This window comes from Pollutimonas subterranea (assembly GCF_002849655.1).
Lineage (GTDB): Bacteria > Pseudomonadota > Gammaproteobacteria > Burkholderiales > Burkholderiaceae_B > Pollutimonas > Pollutimonas subterranea.
On record NZ_PDNW01000005.1, the window covers coordinates 157,174 to 174,287 of the forward strand.

Sequence of the window (17,114 nt, forward strand, 5' to 3'; positions counted from 1 at the left end):
CACTGCCAGGAATAAGTATGACTGCCACAAACGCGCCAACGGGCTCCGTGCCGGGAGCCGCAAGATCCCAGGCTGCACAGCCCTCCCTCCGTCCCATCGAAGACGCCTACCCCCTCACCAGTATGCAACACGCATTGTTGTTGCGCTGCGTCGCATTTCCCGATCAAGCGCTATACATCGGCCAATGGTGGGCGGTCCTGGACGGAGAACTTGACAAGAACGCATTTGCCGCGGCTTGGCAAGGTGTCGTCGATCGCCATACTGCGCTGCGTAGCGGCTTTCACTGGGATCTCAAGGATCAAGCCTTTCAGGTCGTTCACCGTCAAGCCTCGCTGACGCTCACAGTGATCGACTGGCAAGACGAATCCGACTGGCGTCAAGCCTTGGATGTATTTCTGGCACAAGACCGGAGCCGACCACTGAACATCAAGAAGCCTCCCTTGATGCGCATCGCGCTGATCCAGCTTGCGCCGGCACGACACATTGTCGTGTGGACGCGGCACCACCTCACCGTTGATGGCTGGTCGCTAGGCATTCTTCTGGACGAAGTCTTCACCTTGTACAAAGCGGCGCGCAACCACCTGCCGCAGGATCTGCCCCCAGCGCCCGCGTTCCGGGCCTATGTGGACTGGGAAGCATCGACGAACCGCGGTGCCGCCCTCGAATACTGGCGTGGCGCGCTGGCGAACGGGTATCCCGAAAACCTCCCACATGAACCACGCTATGCCCCGGCCCAGGACACGTCGTCGCCCGACATACGATCCTTGTGCGTCGACGTGCCTGTTTCTGCAGTGCAAGGTCTTGGCCGGTTCGCTCAGTCGGCCCGCGTCACGCTGAATACTCTCATGCAAGCCGCGTGGGCCCTGGTAGAGAGTCGGATTGCGGGACACGATTACGCGCTTTTTGGCGCGGTAGAAACAATAAGACCGCCCGAGCTCGAACAGGGCGGCAACACGAGTCTGGTTGGCGTGCAAATACAGATACAGCCCGTTCTGGCACGTATCGACGACACGCCATTACTGCAGTGGCTACAAGGCTTGCAAGAAATGGCCGCCGCCGCGCGCGATGCGGGGTTGATCGGTATGGACGACTTCCGCGACCTGCTGAAGCGGCCGGGCAATACGCTGCCCTTCGACAGTCTGCTGGGGTTCCAGAATTACCCGTTGGACGAGGCAAAAGCCTTCCACGGCACCGGCCTCATAGTGATCGAAACCGGCGACATCACGCTGCCGGACATGCCGCTCAACCTGATGGTAGAGCGCACCGCAACCGGCTTGAGACTCCAGCTAATGTTCGATGAAACGCGCCACAGCGCAGCATCGGCCGCATTGCGCCTCAACATGTTGAAAGTCGCACTCTACGCCCTACCAGAGGCGTCTTCGCAGGCCGTCAGCAGCATCGACGTCATGCCTGCGCAGCTGATCGATACGCTCCCTATGGATGCACTCGACCAGCAGCTCGCGGCGATGAAGCACCCCTCCGTGCTCGAATTGCTCGTGCGCAACGTGGAAAGCCAACCGAACGCCGCAGCAGTGGTTCACGGACAGCAACGACTCACCTATGCTCAGCTTGCATCTCGCGCCATGGGAATCGCCTATTGGCTGGCCCAGCACGGCGTAGCACAAGGGCACCGCGTAGCCCTGCATCTCGAGCGCGCACCCTTGGCCATTGCCGCCATCCTCGGGATCATGATGCGAGGAGCCGCCTACGTACCGCTTGATCTCGATGCCCCGGACGAGCGCAAGGCTTCCATACTAGAAGAAGCGGGCATCAAAGTTGTTCTAAGCCAAGAGCCGAAGCGTATTGGCGGCTTCGATGCCCTGTGCCTGCCAGACCTTGAACCCCGCTCGGACGTCGAACTGGCCGCCGATTTGAGCAGCTTGGCCTTCCCTGAAGACGACAATGAAGCCTACGTAATTTTCACCTCAGGCTCTACCGGGCGTCCGAAAGGGGTATGCATCACACATGGGAATCTTGGCTATCACGTCGCTGCGCGCGTCAACGCTTACCCCAATCGGCCTAACGAGGTCTTGCTCCTGACCTTCCCGCTGAACTTCGACGGCTCGGTGACCGGTATATTCGGAACATTAGCGACCGGCGGTGCACTTGTACTACCCGAAGCAAGGGTGGCGGCTGATCCCGACAGGCTGGCCGCGCTGATCCACGACGAAGGCGTGACGCAAACCATCATGATTCCATCGCAATGGAGTCTCCTGATTTCCTGTGGCTTGCCAAAGCTTCTGCAGAGCTTGAAGCTAGCCGTGGTGGCTGGTGAAGCCTGCCCGCGAGAACTGGTTGATCGCCACTATGCCGCGTTGCCGAATACGATGTTAAGCAATGAATATGGGCCTACCGAAGCAACGGTATGGGCAACCGTCGAACGCTGTGACCCCGGCCAGACGGGCCCTGTTTCCATCGGCCGCCCCATTCCCGGCACACGAGCGTACGTGGTCGATTCCCGCGGTCGCCGGTGCGCGCCCGGGACGGTGGGTGAGCTGCTTATTGCCGGACCTGGTATCGCGCGCGGCTATATCGGACGACCCGAGCTGACCGCAGAACGCTTCATGGCAAATCCCTTTCACGACGAACCCCATTGCCGTACCGTCTATCGCACGGGAGACCGCGTATCGTTAGGCTTCGACGGCAAACTGAATTTCCACGGACGAAATGACGATCAGGTGAAAGTGAGCGGCTACCGGATCGAGCTCGCCGAAATCGACGCAACCCTTGCCGGCCATGCAGGCGTATTGGAAAGTTTCACCCGGGTATTTCGCGCGACACCGGACGCATCGGCTACGATCGTGGCGCATGTCGCCGGACCCTCGCTCCCCACCCGCGAAACGCTATTCCATCACATTCGCACACGTTTACCGGGCTATATGGTGCCGAACCACATCATTTTCCATGATGCCTTGCCACGGAACGCCACCGGCAAGGTGGACCGCCATGCCTTGCCCGCCCCCAAAGGGCAAGAGGCCGGAACGGTTCTTCCCGAAGGCGAAGCCGAACAAGCCATCGCGACGATATGGCAATCGGTCCTGCGCTGCCCCGCGGTAGGTCGGCACGACGATTTCTTTTCAATCGGTGGACGCTCGCTCGACGCCATGCAAGTGGTGTCACGCATACGACGCGAGCTCAAGCTGGCGGCCGACCTTATCGACCTGTTCGAAGCTCCGCAGCTGGACGCCTTCGTTAGCCGCGTCCAAGGCCGGGGTACTGACACCAGTCCGACGATACACAAGCGACAGCGGAACCGCGTCGACCTGGCGGCAACGTCCGCAACCGCAGGGGAAGCATCTTGAGCAGCGGCTACATCGCCGCCGCCTCATTCGCACAACGCCAACTCCGCTACCTCGACATTCTTCAGCCTGATCGTGCTGAGTATGCAGTACCCCTGATCATCGAAATATCTGGCGACGTCGACACGACGGCCTTGTCCCAAGCCCTCCAGGCGGTTGTCGACCGTCACGACGTGCTGCGTGCCGCGCTACCCCTCGTGGACGATGTGCCCGTCCAGGCTGTTCGTGATCACCTGCCACTCAAAATGCCGATCGCGAATATCGCCGCGACCTCGCGGGAACACTGGTGCCGCCAGGTAGCCGAAAAAGTGAACGAAATGGTGGCGCAGGGTTTTGACATGGCGGAGCCACCGCTCATAGCTGCCGTCCTGCTGGTTCCCAACGACGCGGCCATCGCCAAGTGCTCCCTGAACATGGCTGTCGTTTTCCATCACGCCATCGCCGATGGCGGCTCATTGCCGCTGTTCTTGCAGGACCTCGTTTGTGCCTACAACGCGGCAACGACGGGTTTGGCGCCCGCCTGGGACGATCTTCCCCTGCAGTATTCCGACTATGCCGACTGGGAACAGGACAACTTCGCCAATCCCGACGCGCCGGCCCTCGCCGAGGCCATGGCGTACTGGCAGAATGCGCTACGCGGCGTTGCCCCGCTCATGGACCTGCCACTGGACCATCCCCGCCCCCCGCCTTCGTGCCAAGCAGGAAAAACAGTGCGCATCACCCTGCCCGCCGCGATCGGTGATGCCCTTTCCACCACGGCCAGAGCGGCAGGTACAACACCTTTCATTGCCTTTCTGGCCGTGTTCTATGCCGTGCTTCACCGATGGAGTGCAAACGAAGACCTGGTCATCACCGTGCCGGTTTCCAAACGCACCCGATCGGAACTGGCACCGCTTATCGGCTTGCTCGTCGATACCCTGCCGCTACGCGTCGGCTGTGACCCTGGGAAAAGCTTCGAAGCACTACTGGAATCCGTGCAATCCACCTTCCGTGAGGGCGTTGCGCATCGTGACACCCCCTTTCAACAAATCGTACAGAGCATCAATATCGAGCGCAAGGGCAATACAGTACCTTTGATGCAAGTGCTTTTCGGCAGCCTGGAAGACAGTCAATTGCCCGTCACTGCGCTGGATGGGGCGTGTTTCGAAGTCATCGACGACCATGTCGAGCAGACGGCAAAGGGCGATCTATCGGTGGTCTATCGACACACCGCCCAGCATCTTGAATTATGGTGCCGCTATGACGCCGCCTTGTTCGAGTCCTCTACGATTCAAAACTTATTGGCTTGGTTCGGTAGCGCCGCGGAGGCGGTTGCTCAATCACCGCAGCTGCCAGTGGGGCGGATACCGCTCATCGACGAAGCATCTGGTCGCGCGCTCATCAAACGATTCAACGACACGCGCCGGCCGTATCCCGCGGACCAGTCCATCATTGCCTTGTTCGACCGAATAGCAGCCAACGAGCCACTGAGACCCGCCATCGAGCATCGAGGCCGGCGCACCAGCTATGGTGAATTGGCGTGCTGGTCCGAGAGACTGACGCGAGGATTAGTGAACGCCGGCTGCAAACCGGGAGACACCATCCTGGTCTCGCTCCCACTATCGGCCGATTTCATTGCCGTGGTCCTGGCCATCCTGCGCCTCGGCGGGACCTACATGCCCGTGGACCCCACACATCCCGCCACACACCGTGCGCGCCTGGCGAGCACGGCCCATGCACGGATCGCCGTGGTATCTGAGGGTCAGGAGGAAGATCTTGGCGACATACCCAATCTGCTCTGTCACGAACTGAACGCAAGCGGCGACTCAGATGCCGGTGCGGCACAGGCCCACGCGCCTGTGCGAACACAATCCGGCGATCCTGCGTATGTGATGTTCACGTCGGGCTCGACCGGCGAACCCAAGGGCGTCGCGATTTCACACCGGGCCATCGTGCGACTGGTCCGCGGCAACGACTATGCAACTTTCGGGCCGCATACGCGCTCCGCGGTTTACTCCAACCCATCGTTCGATGCATCCACACTCGAAATATGGGCCCCGCTTCTGAACGGCGGGACGGCCGTTATCATCGAACGCGAAGCCGTTCTGAACGTAACGGAGTTACGGCGCACGCTACAGGACGAATCGATCTCACTGCTCTGGATTACCGCCGGTCTGTTCCATGAAATCGCCGACATCGATCCTTCCGTTTTTGCGGGCGACCGCCTCGTCATCACTGGCGGGGATACGGTCAATCCCGACGCTGCCCGGTCCGTTCTGCGGGCGGCCGCCAATAGCCAGCTGCGCCTGTTGAACGGATATGGACCGACGGAAAACACGACGTTTAGCACTTGCTTCGACATGGCAGCGCTTCCCGACGACAGTCTGTCCGTACCCATCGGCCGGCCGATTGCCAACAGCACCGTCTACGTCCTTGATCCTAACGGCCAACCGTTGCCTGTCGGCGTCACCGGGGAAATCTACGTCGGCGGAGACGGCGTCGCACTGGGCTATGTCGGTGATCCGGAACGCAGCGCAACCAGTTTCTTGCCTGATCCCTTCATCGGCGGATCGGCACGCATGTACCGTAGCGGCGATTACGGACGATGGAGTCCCGATGGCACGCTGCTGTTTGCGGGGCGCAGCGACGACCAAGTCAAGGTGCGCGGGTTTCGTATCGAACTGAACGAAATTGCAACGGCACTGCTACGTCACCCGTCATTGCGCGCCGTACACGTCGCGGCCCCGCGCCTCGCCGCGGGCGAACGTCAGATCATTGCCTATGTTGCGCCCAATGGCGCGCCAGGCCCCGCTTCCAGTGACCTTCGACAGTTCCTCGAGGCCTTGCTGCCTTCGCACATGCTTCCGCAGGCCTACGTGACGGTCGACGCGCTGGCGCTGAACCAGAACGGAAAAATCGACCGCAAAGCGCTGCCATCCGTCGAAGTCCATCATTTCGACCGCAACGAACAAGCGGTTGCTCCGCGCAACGAAAAAGAGCGTTGTTTGCATGCGATCTGGAAGAAGATCCTGGGTCTGGATATCGTGGGCATCCATGACAACTTCTTTCACATTGGCGGCGACTCCATTCTCGCCATCAGGATGGCCGCCCGTGCAGGCGATGCGGGACTGAAACTGACGCCGGCCGACATATTCAAACTGCAAACGATCGCGCAACTTGCTGAGGCCCTTGTCATTATGCGCCCGCCTCAACGCCGTATCGCAGCTGAACAGGTGTTCCCCGCCGAGCTTGTCCCCCTGGCATCCCATACGCACGAAACGCAACCTTTTATCCTTGTCAGTCTCGAGGTAAGCCGTCCCATAGCAGCAGTAGAGCTAGCTATGGCCATCCAGCACCTGGCCGAGCGTCACGAGGCCTTGCGGCTGCGATGGGTGCACGATAAACAGACCAGCCGGTTGGAGATCATGGCGTACGTCGCACAACTGCCCATACGCATCGTCGACGTTCCGGACTTGAATCAAGACCGACTCGACGATTGGGTCAAGATGCATGCCGCGCGTATCGGTCGAGGCCTGGACACACAAAACGGAGTCGTCGTCGCAGCCACGCTCGTCGACCGTGGCGCCAGGAAAATGCCCATCGTCATCCTGGCATTGCACCGTGCCGTAGCGGATGAGCGCAGTGCATTAACTATTGCCGCCGAACTCGGGATCGTGCTCGGCCACGGGCACGCAGTGCTCACCGACCATACAGACACAACGGCATTCGGCGAATGGCTGGAATGGCTGGGCAAGCATGCCGACGCGCAGGCGGCTGGCGAAGGACTGACCGTGCTTGAAGACATCGCACTCGCTCACCCTTCATCACTATCCGGCCCCGCCACCATTGCCGAGCGAGACGAGGCGACGACGCCGCGCGTGCTCGATCAGGCAACGAGCCGCGCCCTCACTTCAACCGTGCCGGCCACGCTAGCCATCACCCTATTAGATGCACTCGCCGCCGCCTTATCTGCGGCTTTGAACATTCAGCCACACGACGGTCCGGTCCTGATCGAGACTGTCGACGCCGAGCGCTGCCTCCCATCGGATGCACCCAGCGTGGCAGGAATGGTGGGCAATCTGGATAGCATCCATCTCGTGACGGCACCCATCGGCGCTATTCCCATGGCCCGGCGGCTGCGCTCCATCAAGATGGAGCGTCAGCGCGTGGCCTCTACGTCCGGAGTGTGGCGCGTTCTCGGTCAGACCTTCGCGTTGCCGGCTGCTACGGTGGGCATAAGTCGGTCTCCCACTCCTGACGACCATAGCGTACGCCTTCATTCCCTTCCGACCTTCAGCACCTCTGTCAAGGACATACTGGCCGTCCGGGAAACCGGGACGGGGCTGAGCCTTTCCTGGGTCGGAAGCAAGCCTTCCGGCGACGTACGCCGCTTGCTCGATGCCGTGGAAGTCAATTTGCGCGCTATCGTAGATCTCGCCTTGGACCACACCGCTCCGCTCTACACGCACGGCGATTTCCCCTTGGCGAAATTGAGCCAGGATAGCCTTTCCACACTAATCGGCAGCCAGCACGACATCACCGATATTTATCCGCTCTCTCCCATGCAGGAGTCGATGCTGGTCCATGGCCTTGCGGCCGCGCGCTCCGAAGTGAACTTCGAGCAAAGCTGCATGCGCATAAAAGGAGTACTGGACCAGGAGGCCTTCCGCCATGCCTGGGCCACCGTATTTCAACGGCATGACGTGCTTCGTACATCCTTCCACTGGCGCGGGCTCCCTCGCCCCCTGCAGGTAGTACATCACCGCGTACCGCTACCGATTACCGCTGATGCCTGGCCCTGTTTCGATGCGCAGCGCTTGGAGGAGTTCCTTGCGGCAGACCGGCGCCGCGGTTTCCAATTGGAACAAGCGCCCCTGGTGCGACTGCACCTTGTTCAGGTGGCCCCGGACGATGTGTATGTTATTTCCAGCTTTCACCATTTACTCGTGGATGGTTGGTGCCTGGGCAGGATAGAACGCGAAGTGCGTGCTGCTTACGAAACCTATCGCAGCGGCCGTCCCCCCTTGTTCGATGCACCCGTTCCGTTCCGATCCTATATTGCATGGCTGGAACAGGTCGACCAAAGAGACAGCCTGCGGTTTTTCACCGGCCTGCTGAAGGACCTCCCTGCACGCCGACGCTTGTGCGGGCCGGCCAAGTCCACCGCAAGCTCATTCAGCACGGCACACCACGCCCTGGACGTGCAGGCAAGTCGTGCGCTGCAAGCCTTTGCGCGCCGACGCGGTCTTACGCTTGCTGCGGTCCTGCATTTCGCATGGGCCGTCTGGTTAGGCGCGCGGCTGGGCACGGACGATGTCATGTTCGGGACAACAGTTTCGGGTCGCCCATCCGGCATCCCCGGCGTAGAGCGCATCGTCGGCCTGTTTATCAACAATCTTCCTGTGCGCCTGCACCTTGCCGATATGGACACCGTTTCTGAACGAATGGCGGCCATGCAGACACTGCTGGTGCAACTTCAAAGTCATGCGCATCTTTCGCCTGCAATGGTCGCTGAAGCTGGTGCAAGCGGGGCCGACTCCCGCCCATTATTCGACACCCTTGTCGTAGTGGAAAACCTGGCTTCGGGCACCAGCGCGTGGACGGGGGCCGAAGGCCTGTCGGTGGAATCCACGCATACGCGCCTCAAGACTGCCTATGACTTGACCTTTGTCGCGCTGCCCGGGGATTGTCTGGTGCTTTCCCTGGTGCAACCCAACGACGGGCGCAAGCTTGAAAACCTGGACACCGTATTGGAAGCGCTGGGAGCGATTCTTCGCACCTTGCCCAATATCGGCGACGGCCCAATACAAGAACTGCCGCGACCGAATGCGGTTGCCGAAACGGCTCTTGAGGACACCCTGCCACTACACACCATACAGTTGAAAACACGGCCACGAAGTACCACCGAAGCGCGTATTGCCGACACCATCGCGAGTCTTGGCGCCGTACAGCGCTGTCTGGAGGAAACCGGCCAAATCGACCTGGACACCGATTTCTGGGAGATGGGGCTCAATTCGCTTGAGCTCGTACAACTGTCCTTGCGGCTTGGCCAGTCGCTTGAACGCTCGATCCCGATTTCTCTGTTGCTGGAACATCGGACGATCGCAAGCCTGGCGCAAGCGATCGAATCGGGTCAGCACTGGTCTCCCATCGTGCCCATGAGCCGGGCCGGGACGCATGCCGGTACGGTCAGCGCAGGCGAACCCTTGGTTTGCATACATCCCGTTGCCGGTGACGTCAGCGTGTTTCTCGATTTGGCGTACGCGATGCCGCCTGAGATTCCATTCTGGGCGGTACAAGCCGCAGGCCTCGAGGTCGGCCAGACACCGTTGAACAGCGTCGAAGCGCTCGCGCGCTACAACCTCGACGCCCTGGCACAACGTGGCCTGGACCATCCACGCCACTTAGGCGGCTACTCTTTCGGCGGCATCGTCGCCTTCGAGATGGCGCGGCAATTGGCACAGAGCGGGCAGCCGCCCGCGCATGTCATCATCATCGACACACCGGCCCCTCTCGAGGCAAGTTCTATTTTGCCGACAGATCCCGATCAAGCGCATGCGCTGTGGCTCGTTCGCATGGGTGATGTACGCGCCCGCTTCCAGGGGCTTGAATCCGTGCTGTCTTTCGACGAAGTCCTCGCAACACCTGCCGCCCAACGGTTTGAGTTCGCCGTTGAACGACTGCATGCCGCCAGGCTGCTGCCCCTCGCCGCCGATGCCGCTTGGCTTGAGCGCGCTCACCGAACCAGCCTCGTGCAATATGATGCCTACTTAAGCTACCGGCCTCCTCTTAGCGCTGGCGCAGATTTCGCTATTTCCTTGATACGCGCAAGATCTCCCCAACAATCGGATCTTGGCGAAAAGGAGCACCGCCAGCTCGTTTTGCCGGACCTGGGATGGCAAGCCTTTACCCGCGAGCCCGTTCGCGTGCGCTACGTTGATGGCGACCACGTCACCATGTTGAGCCGCGAAACCGCCGCTCACGTTGCGCGCGAAATCGCGAGCCTGATGGAACAGTGCGGAACAACGGTGGATACGGCTTAGTGTGGCTGCCGGATAGCCAAAGCACCGGAGTAGCCGCTCGGCAGCGATAAGGGATACAGCTTGCATGAACCGTAATCGGGCACCGACACGAGTTGCGGTCCTTCAGCCACCGGCTCCAGCACAACGTTCACGCCAATGTCCAGGGTATGGAAGGGCAAGGCAATACCCAGGCCCAACGCCTTCGACAGGGCCTCTTTCTTCGTCCATAGCGAGAAGAATGCGGGCAATTTAGCGACTTCGGGTAACGCATGCCAGACGGCCTGCTCGCCCGGAGACAAAACGTTCGACGCCAACAAGTCCAGGTCGCCGGTCTCACGCTGACACTCGATGTCGACGCCGAGCTCATGGCCGTGCCCTATCGCCAGCAATGCATACACCCCGGAATGGGACACGTTGAACTGACAATCGGGCCGTTCCGGAATTGACGGCTTACCTCCGGCGTCTTGCTCTATCCCAACAAGACTTGCGTCTACGTTTAGACACGCCCCCAACAGCAGCCTAAGGGCGGCACGTGTCTGTACAAACCGATGCCGCGGCGGGCTTACCTTGAAGGCGTTTGCACGAACTCGTTCTGCCGGCGTAAGCATGGTCATCGATGCTGTCGTCCGTGCATCGTCACAGTCAAGCGGCAATATCCAGACATCGCACTCGCCTGATCGCGGATACAAAAGCGACATCTCGCGGCTGACAGACTCGCTCATTTCATCATGGCCTTTGCCAGAGTAAAGTGTTGAAAAATCACACGATCTCAACATATATCGAAAGGCGTGCGCTACGCTTTTACATGTCGACAACGAGAGAAACTTTAAACATTTTTTATTGATATGTCGATTTTTTTATCACATGCCGCTATGACCACGTGTCAGCATGCGAGTCAGCGCGCCGACATCCCGCCTGTCCCTCATTAAGTTCACTTATGCGTAGCGCACAAAAAAACCCGCGAAGTTCATTTTGAACTGTGCGGGTTTTGTAGACTTCTGTGTACTACCGTAGAGGTATTCCTGGCGGACAGAGAGGGATTCGAACCCTCGATACGCTATAAACGTATACACGCTTTCCAGGCGTGCGCCTTCAACCGCTCGGCCACCTGTCCTAATCTGGGCTTTCTTTTACAAAAGCGAAGTCCGCCATTCTAACAGAATCTTTTGATCTTGGCTTTTGCACGTTCTTCGGCACCATAAGCGCGCACTACGCCAAGCCCATCACTTGATATGCTGAAGCCCGACCATGCGTTCCACATACCTCGCGATCATGTCGATCTCGAGATTCACCCGTTGACCGGCACGCAAGTGCTTGAGCGTCGTTACCTTGACGGTGTGCGGGATAAGATTGATACGGATCTCACAACCCGCGGCATGGTCTTCCACATGATTGACCGTAAGGCTTACACCGTTGACGGTGATGGACCCTTTGTAGGCCAGGTACTTTGCCAGGTCCGTCGGAACATCGATGCGTAAATCCCATGATTCGCCTATGGGCTCGAAACGCGTGACCTCGCCCATGCCGTCCACGTGACCCGATACCAGATGTCCGTCGAGCGAGTCGCCCATGCGCAGCGCATGTTCCAGATTGACTTCGCCCGGCTGGTCAAGACCGGCGGTGCGGTTCAAGCTTTCGCGCGAGACATCGACACTGAATGCATCGGGTCCCAGCTCGACCACGGTCATGCATGCGCCTTGTATGGCGATCGAGTCGCCCAGCTTGTTGGAGTCGCGCAGGAAACCACCGGCACTAATATCCACACGGACGCCGGCGTCTTCCTGGCCATCATTGAAGGGGGAAACTCGTACGATTTTGCCGACAGCGGCGACGATGCCTGTAAACATTTTTCTCTCTTAATGATTCGGATTGGCGTTCGGTGGCTGAACAGCTTGCAGCAAGGCGTTCCAGCGATCAATATGCCTAGCCCGCAAACGCAAATCAGGCGCAACACTTTGTGTATCCGTGAACTGGAAACGCTGCGCGTCTGACAGGTTTTCCATGCCAGGCAGGCATACCATGCCCATGCCGGCGCCCAACAATACGGGCGCGGTATAGATCAGCAGTTCATCGACACATTGCGCCTGCAACAAGGCGCCGCTGAGCCGCGAACCTGCCTCCACATGAACTTCATTAACATCATGCTGGCCGAGCCAGTGCATGACCGCATGCAAATTGACACGAGCGCCGTCGGCAGGCATTTCGATGACTTGCACATTGCGCTCGGCCAGCCTTGCGGCCTTTGCGGGATCGTTATGGCTGGTAAACACCCATGTGCGCGTGCCATCGAAAATGCGGGCGTTCTCGTCGACCTCGAAGCGGGTGTCGATAATCGCTTTGATGGGCGCACGGGCCGTGTCCACATGGCGCACATTCATTTGCGGATCGTCGGCCTTGACTGTACCGGATCCCGTGAGCACCACACAACTGCGGGCGCGCCAGTGATGTCCATCCGCGCGCGCCGCGGGTCCGGTAATCCATTGCGACTGGCCATTCTCCAGGGCTATCCGCCCGTCCAGCGATGCAGCCAGCTTTAACCACACCCAGGGCGTCTTGCGGGTCATCCGGGCTACAAATCCCGGATTCAGCGCCAGCGCTTCCGCGGCACAGACCATGGTCGTCACCGGTATGCCGGCGGCATGCAGCTTGGCAATGCCCTGCCCGCTCACCAAAGGATTGGGATCGTGCATCGCAACCACGACACGCGCCGGCCGCGCGGCAACCAGGGCATCCACACAAGGCGGTGTGCGCCCGAAATGGCTGCAGGGCTCCAGTGTTACGTAGATCGTTGAGCCGGCTACTTCCAAGCCGCGCTCGGCCGCCTGGCGCAAGGCCATGACCTCGGCATGCGGTCCACCCGCCATCTGGGTGGCGCCGCTCGCCAGCAGTTGACCGTCGCGCACGATAAGGCAGGCGACACGGGGATTGGGTGAAGTGATGTACATGACGCTTTCGGCCAGCGTCAGGGCCTGGCGCATCCAGCGTTCGTCATCAATGGAGGTGTTCACGGCTTCAGGGGAACCTGGATTTCGTCGATGGCTTTAACGAATTCGCCGATGTCTTCAAAGCTTTTGTACACCGACGCAAAGCGCACGTAGGCCACCTGGTCCAGTTTCCTGAGTTCGCTCATGACAAGCTCACCCAGGTAGCCTGTACCCACTTCGCGCAGGCCGCTGGCCAACAAAAGTTCCTGCACACGGGCAACGGCCGCGTCGACTTCTTCGGTGCTTACCGGCCTCTTGCGCAAGGCCAGGTTCAGGCTGCCGCGCAATTTGTTGACATCGAATTCGACGCGCGTGCCATTGCGTTTGACGACGGCCGGCATGACGAGTTCTACCCGCTCGTAGGTCGTGAAGCGGCGATCGCAAGCCGTGCATCGGCGACGGCGACGTATCGTGTCGCCCTCTTCCGAGACTCGGGAGTCTATGACCTGCGTATCGAAGCTGCTACAGAACGGGCATTTCATGGTTGGCAGGCCACGGGCGAAACCGTGGCTGTCCCTGTTTTAACGGTAAACCGGCAGACGCGCCGTGAGTTCGTTGACACGTTCGCGCACGTTGGCAATGGAGGCTTCGTCGCGCGGGTTATCGAGCACATCGGCAATCAGGTGGCCGGTGAGCTCGGCCTCGGCCTCTTTGAAGCCGCGCGTCGTCATGGCCGGGGTACCCAGGCGAATGCCGCTGGTGACGAAAGGTTTTTCGGGATCGTTTGGAATGGCATTTTTGTTGACCGTGATATGCGCCTGGCCGAGCACCGCTTCCGCTTCTTTGCCCGTGATGCCCTTGGCGCGAAGATCGACCAGCATGAGGTGGCTTTCAGTGCGACCCGAGACAATGCGCAGTCCGCGTTCGACCAATGTGCGTGCAAGCACATCGGCGTTCTTGACGACTTGCGCGGCATAGGTCTTGAATTCGGGTTCGAGCGCTTCTTTGAACGCAACAGCCTTGCCTGCGATGACATGCATCAGCGGTCCGCCCTGGATGCCAGGGAATATGGCTGAATTGACGATTTTCTCGTATTCGGCCTTCATCATGATGACGCCGCCACGCGGGCCGCGCAATGATTTGTGCGTCGTCGAGGTGACGAAATCGGCGTGCGGCACGGGATTGGGATAGGCGCCACCGGCGACCAGTCCGGCGTAATGGGCGATATCGACCATGAACAAGGCGCCGTTATCGTGCGCGATGCGCGCCATGCGTTCGAAATCGATGCGCAAGGAATAAGCGGAAGCCCCGCCCACGATAAGCTTGGGCTTGTGTTCTTTGGCAAGTTGCTCGAGTTGGTCATAGTCGAGTTCTTCGTTCGCGTCCAGGCCGTAGGAGACGAAGTTGTACAGCTTACCCGATGCGTTGACCGGCGAACCGTGCGTAAGATGGCCGCCTTCGGCCAGGCTCATGCCCAGGACGGTATCGCCCGGCTTGAGCACTGCCATATATACGCCCTGATTGGCTTGCGAGCCGGAATTGGGCTGCACATTGGCCGCTTCCGCGCCGAAGATTTCCTTCAGACGGTCAATGGCCAGTTGCTCGACGATATCGACGTATTCGCAGCCGCCATAGTAGCGCTTCCCGGGATAGCCTTCCGCGTACTTGTTGGTCAGTTGCGTACCCTGAGCCTGCATCACCGCGGGACTGGTGTAGTTTTCAGATGCAATCAATTCGATATGCTGTTCCTGTCGAATATTTTCTTTCTGAACGGCAGCCCATACTTCGGCATCGACTTGATCAAGGGTACGTGAACGATCGAACATTAGCTATCCTGTGTGTGGTTTTGGCAGATGGAACAAACCCATCTATTCTAGCGCGAATACGCAAGCGCTCGCGGTAATAAAGGACGCGCAGGACGCGCCCGCACGTCCTGTGAGCCTATGCCGCCTATGCCTTCTGAAGAAGACGCGGGTTCAGGGTATAGGAACCGGTAATGGATGCCTGGGCCAGCACATGCCCCTGGATCGCATTGATGACGTCGTTTGCGGTGAATTTCCCTTCAAAGGGAAGCTCACTGATGTCAAGCGCATACACGGTGAATATATAGCGATGCGGAATGGCGTCGTTCCATGGTGGGCACGGACCGTCGTAACCGAAATAGTCACCGTTCATGTCGCGATCGGCGGCAAACCAGCTGGTGTAGTCGTTGAGACCCTGGCGCGTACCGTCGAGCGCCAGCGGGCCGGCCTTGCCGCGCGGTGTGATCCCGTCGGAGTACGCCCCTTCGGGAATTGCCGCTGTGTTGGGAGGAATATCGATAAGCGCCCAATGATGAAAGTCGGTACGTGGCAGGTCGGCAGGAACTTCGCGATCTTCCTGGTTGACGTCGTCCGCCTTGCTGGGCGCATCGGGATCGACGCATATCACCACGAACGATTGCGTAGCACCCGGAACGTCGGACCAGGCCAAATGAGGGTTGGCATTGCCCGCCAACATGACATGGTTCTGCCCGTCGGGTTTGGCGAACGCGTTACGCTCCGGGATGGTGCCTTGGTCGTTGAACGATTCACTGGTAAGTTTCATCAAATGAACTCCTGCCGGTTGGGGCGATCAGCCCGTTAATGTGACTCGGGCAAATTTACGTTTGCCCACCTGTATGACATAGATGCCCGCCGCGAGTTGCAACGCCTTGTCCTCGATGCGGTCTCCATTGACGCGCACCCCGCCTTGCTCGACGTTGCGCTGGGCCTCCGCGCCCGACACCACCAGGCCGGCCTCGCGCAATACTTTCAATATGCCCAGCGATGCCCCGGCAATCTGGACCTCCGGCATATCGTCCGGAATTGCGCCGTCACGAAACCGCGCCTCGAACGAAGCCAGCGCATCATGCGCCGCCTGTTGCGTGTGAAAGCGGGCCACTATTTCCTGGGCAAGCGCAACCTTGGCGTCACGTGGATTCATCCCGTCTTTTACCTGCTTCTGCAAGCCTGCGATATCGTCCATAGTACGGAAAGACAATAGTTCAAAATACTTCCACATCAGGGTGTCGGAAATGGACATGAGCTTGCCGAACATGGAGTCGGGTGCCTCGGTGATGCCTATGTAGTTTCCCTTGGACTTCGACATCTTGTCGACGCCGTCGGTACCCTCGAGCAGTGGCATGGTCAATATGCACTGCGGCTCCTGGCCGTATTCTTTCTGGAGCTCGCGTCCTACAAGCAGGTTGAATTTCTGGTCGGTACCGCCGAGCTCGAGGTCGGCCTTGAGTGCAACCGAATCGTAGCCTTGCATGAGCGGGTACAGAAACTCGTGTACAGAAATGGGAATGCCGCCCTTGAAGCGGCGGGTAAAGTCTTCGCGCTCCATCATGCGGGCAACGGTATAACGCGACGCCAGCTGTATCATGCCGCGCGCGCCCAGGGGATCGCACCATTCGGAGTTATACCGGATCTCGGTTTTCGAGGGGTCGAGCACCATGCTGGCCTGGGCATAGTAGGTCTTGGCATTCTCGTGGATTTGCTCGGCCGTCAGCGGTGGACGCGTTGCGTTGCGTCCGCTGGGATCGCCGATCATGGAGGTGAAGTCGCCGATGAGGAAAATAACCGAATGCCCAAGATCCTGCAATTGGCGCATTTTATTCAACACCACCGTGTGCCCCAAATGAATGTCCGGAGCGGTTGGGTCCAGTCCCAGCTTGATGCGCAAGGGAGTACCCGTAGCGTGGCTGCGCGCCAGCTTCCTGACGAATTCGGACTCGACCAACAACTCGCTGCAGCCTCGTTTCGTGATGAGGAGGTCGGCTTCGACTTGTGGGGTGATTGAAGGCTCGGAGGACGGCATATAAAACGCTTTATAAGAGGAAATACAAAAAAATGCTCGAAAAATTC

At 59.4% G+C, this 17,114-nt stretch carries 9 protein-coding genes and 1 tRNA gene; 2 read left to right on the forward strand and 8 right to left on the reverse strand.

The window, feature by feature from the left end; translation table 11 throughout:
• The first annotated feature begins 17 nt into the window (after window positions 1-17).
• Window positions 18-3,302, forward strand: coding sequence for a non-ribosomal peptide synthetase (locus tag CR159_RS08040; RefSeq protein ID WP_102073496.1), 3,285 nt, complete (start codon window positions 18-20; stop codon window positions 3,300-3,302).
• Window positions 3,299-10,321, forward strand: coding sequence for a non-ribosomal peptide synthetase (locus CR159_RS08045; RefSeq protein WP_102073497.1), 7,023 nt, complete (start codon window positions 3,299-3,301; stop codon window positions 10,319-10,321). The genes CR159_RS08040 and CR159_RS08045 overlap by 4 nt, the downstream gene beginning before the upstream one ends.
• Here CR159_RS08045 and CR159_RS08050 read toward each other — a convergent pair.
• The 8 genes from CR159_RS08050 to tyrS form a co-directional block, all read right to left on the reverse strand.
• Window positions 10,318-11,022 (reverse strand): 4'-phosphopantetheinyl transferase family protein, encoded by a 705-nt coding sequence (locus CR159_RS08050; RefSeq protein WP_158238524.1) that lies wholly within the window; start codon window positions 11,020-11,022, stop codon window positions 10,318-10,320. The genes CR159_RS08045 and CR159_RS08050 overlap by 4 nt on opposite strands.
• A gap of 301 nt (window positions 11,023-11,323) precedes the next feature.
• Window positions 11,324-11,414, reverse strand: a tRNA-Ser gene (locus tag CR159_RS08055).
• A 109-nt stretch (window positions 11,415-11,523) separates the two neighbouring features.
• Window positions 11,524-12,147: a riboflavin synthase gene (locus tag CR159_RS08060; protein ID WP_102073499.1), complete on the reverse strand. Its 624-nt coding sequence runs from the start codon at window positions 12,145-12,147 to the stop codon at window positions 11,524-11,526.
• A 9-nt stretch (window positions 12,148-12,156) separates the two neighbouring features.
• On the reverse strand, window positions 12,157-13,308 hold the full coding sequence (gene ribD, locus CR159_RS08065) for a bifunctional diaminohydroxyphosphoribosylaminopyrimidine deaminase/5-amino-6-(5-phosphoribosylamino)uracil reductase RibD (RefSeq protein WP_233208219.1): 1,152 nt from the start codon (window positions 13,306-13,308) through the stop codon (window positions 12,157-12,159).
• The gene (gene nrdR / locus CR159_RS08070; RefSeq protein WP_102073500.1) at window positions 13,305-13,766 is read right to left on the reverse strand and encodes a transcriptional regulator NrdR; all 462 of its coding nucleotides are present in this window, start codon (window positions 13,764-13,766) and stop codon (window positions 13,305-13,307) included. The genes ribD and nrdR overlap by 4 nt, the downstream gene beginning before the upstream one ends.
• A gap of 39 nt (window positions 13,767-13,805) precedes the next feature.
• Window positions 13,806-15,050: a serine hydroxymethyltransferase gene (gene glyA / locus CR159_RS08075; RefSeq protein ID WP_102073501.1), complete on the reverse strand. Its 1,245-nt coding sequence runs from the start codon at window positions 15,048-15,050 to the stop codon at window positions 13,806-13,808.
• 124 nt (window positions 15,051-15,174) lie between these two features.
• Window positions 15,175-15,810, reverse strand: a complete 636-nt coding sequence (locus CR159_RS08080) for a YbhB/YbcL family Raf kinase inhibitor-like protein (protein ID WP_102073502.1) — start codon at window positions 15,808-15,810, stop codon at window positions 15,175-15,177.
• A 27-nt stretch (window positions 15,811-15,837) separates the two neighbouring features.
• Window positions 15,838-17,067, reverse strand: a complete 1,230-nt coding sequence (gene tyrS / locus CR159_RS08085) for a tyrosine--tRNA ligase (RefSeq protein WP_102073503.1) — start codon at window positions 17,065-17,067, stop codon at window positions 15,838-15,840.
• Between the last annotated feature and the right edge of the window lie 47 nt (window positions 17,068-17,114).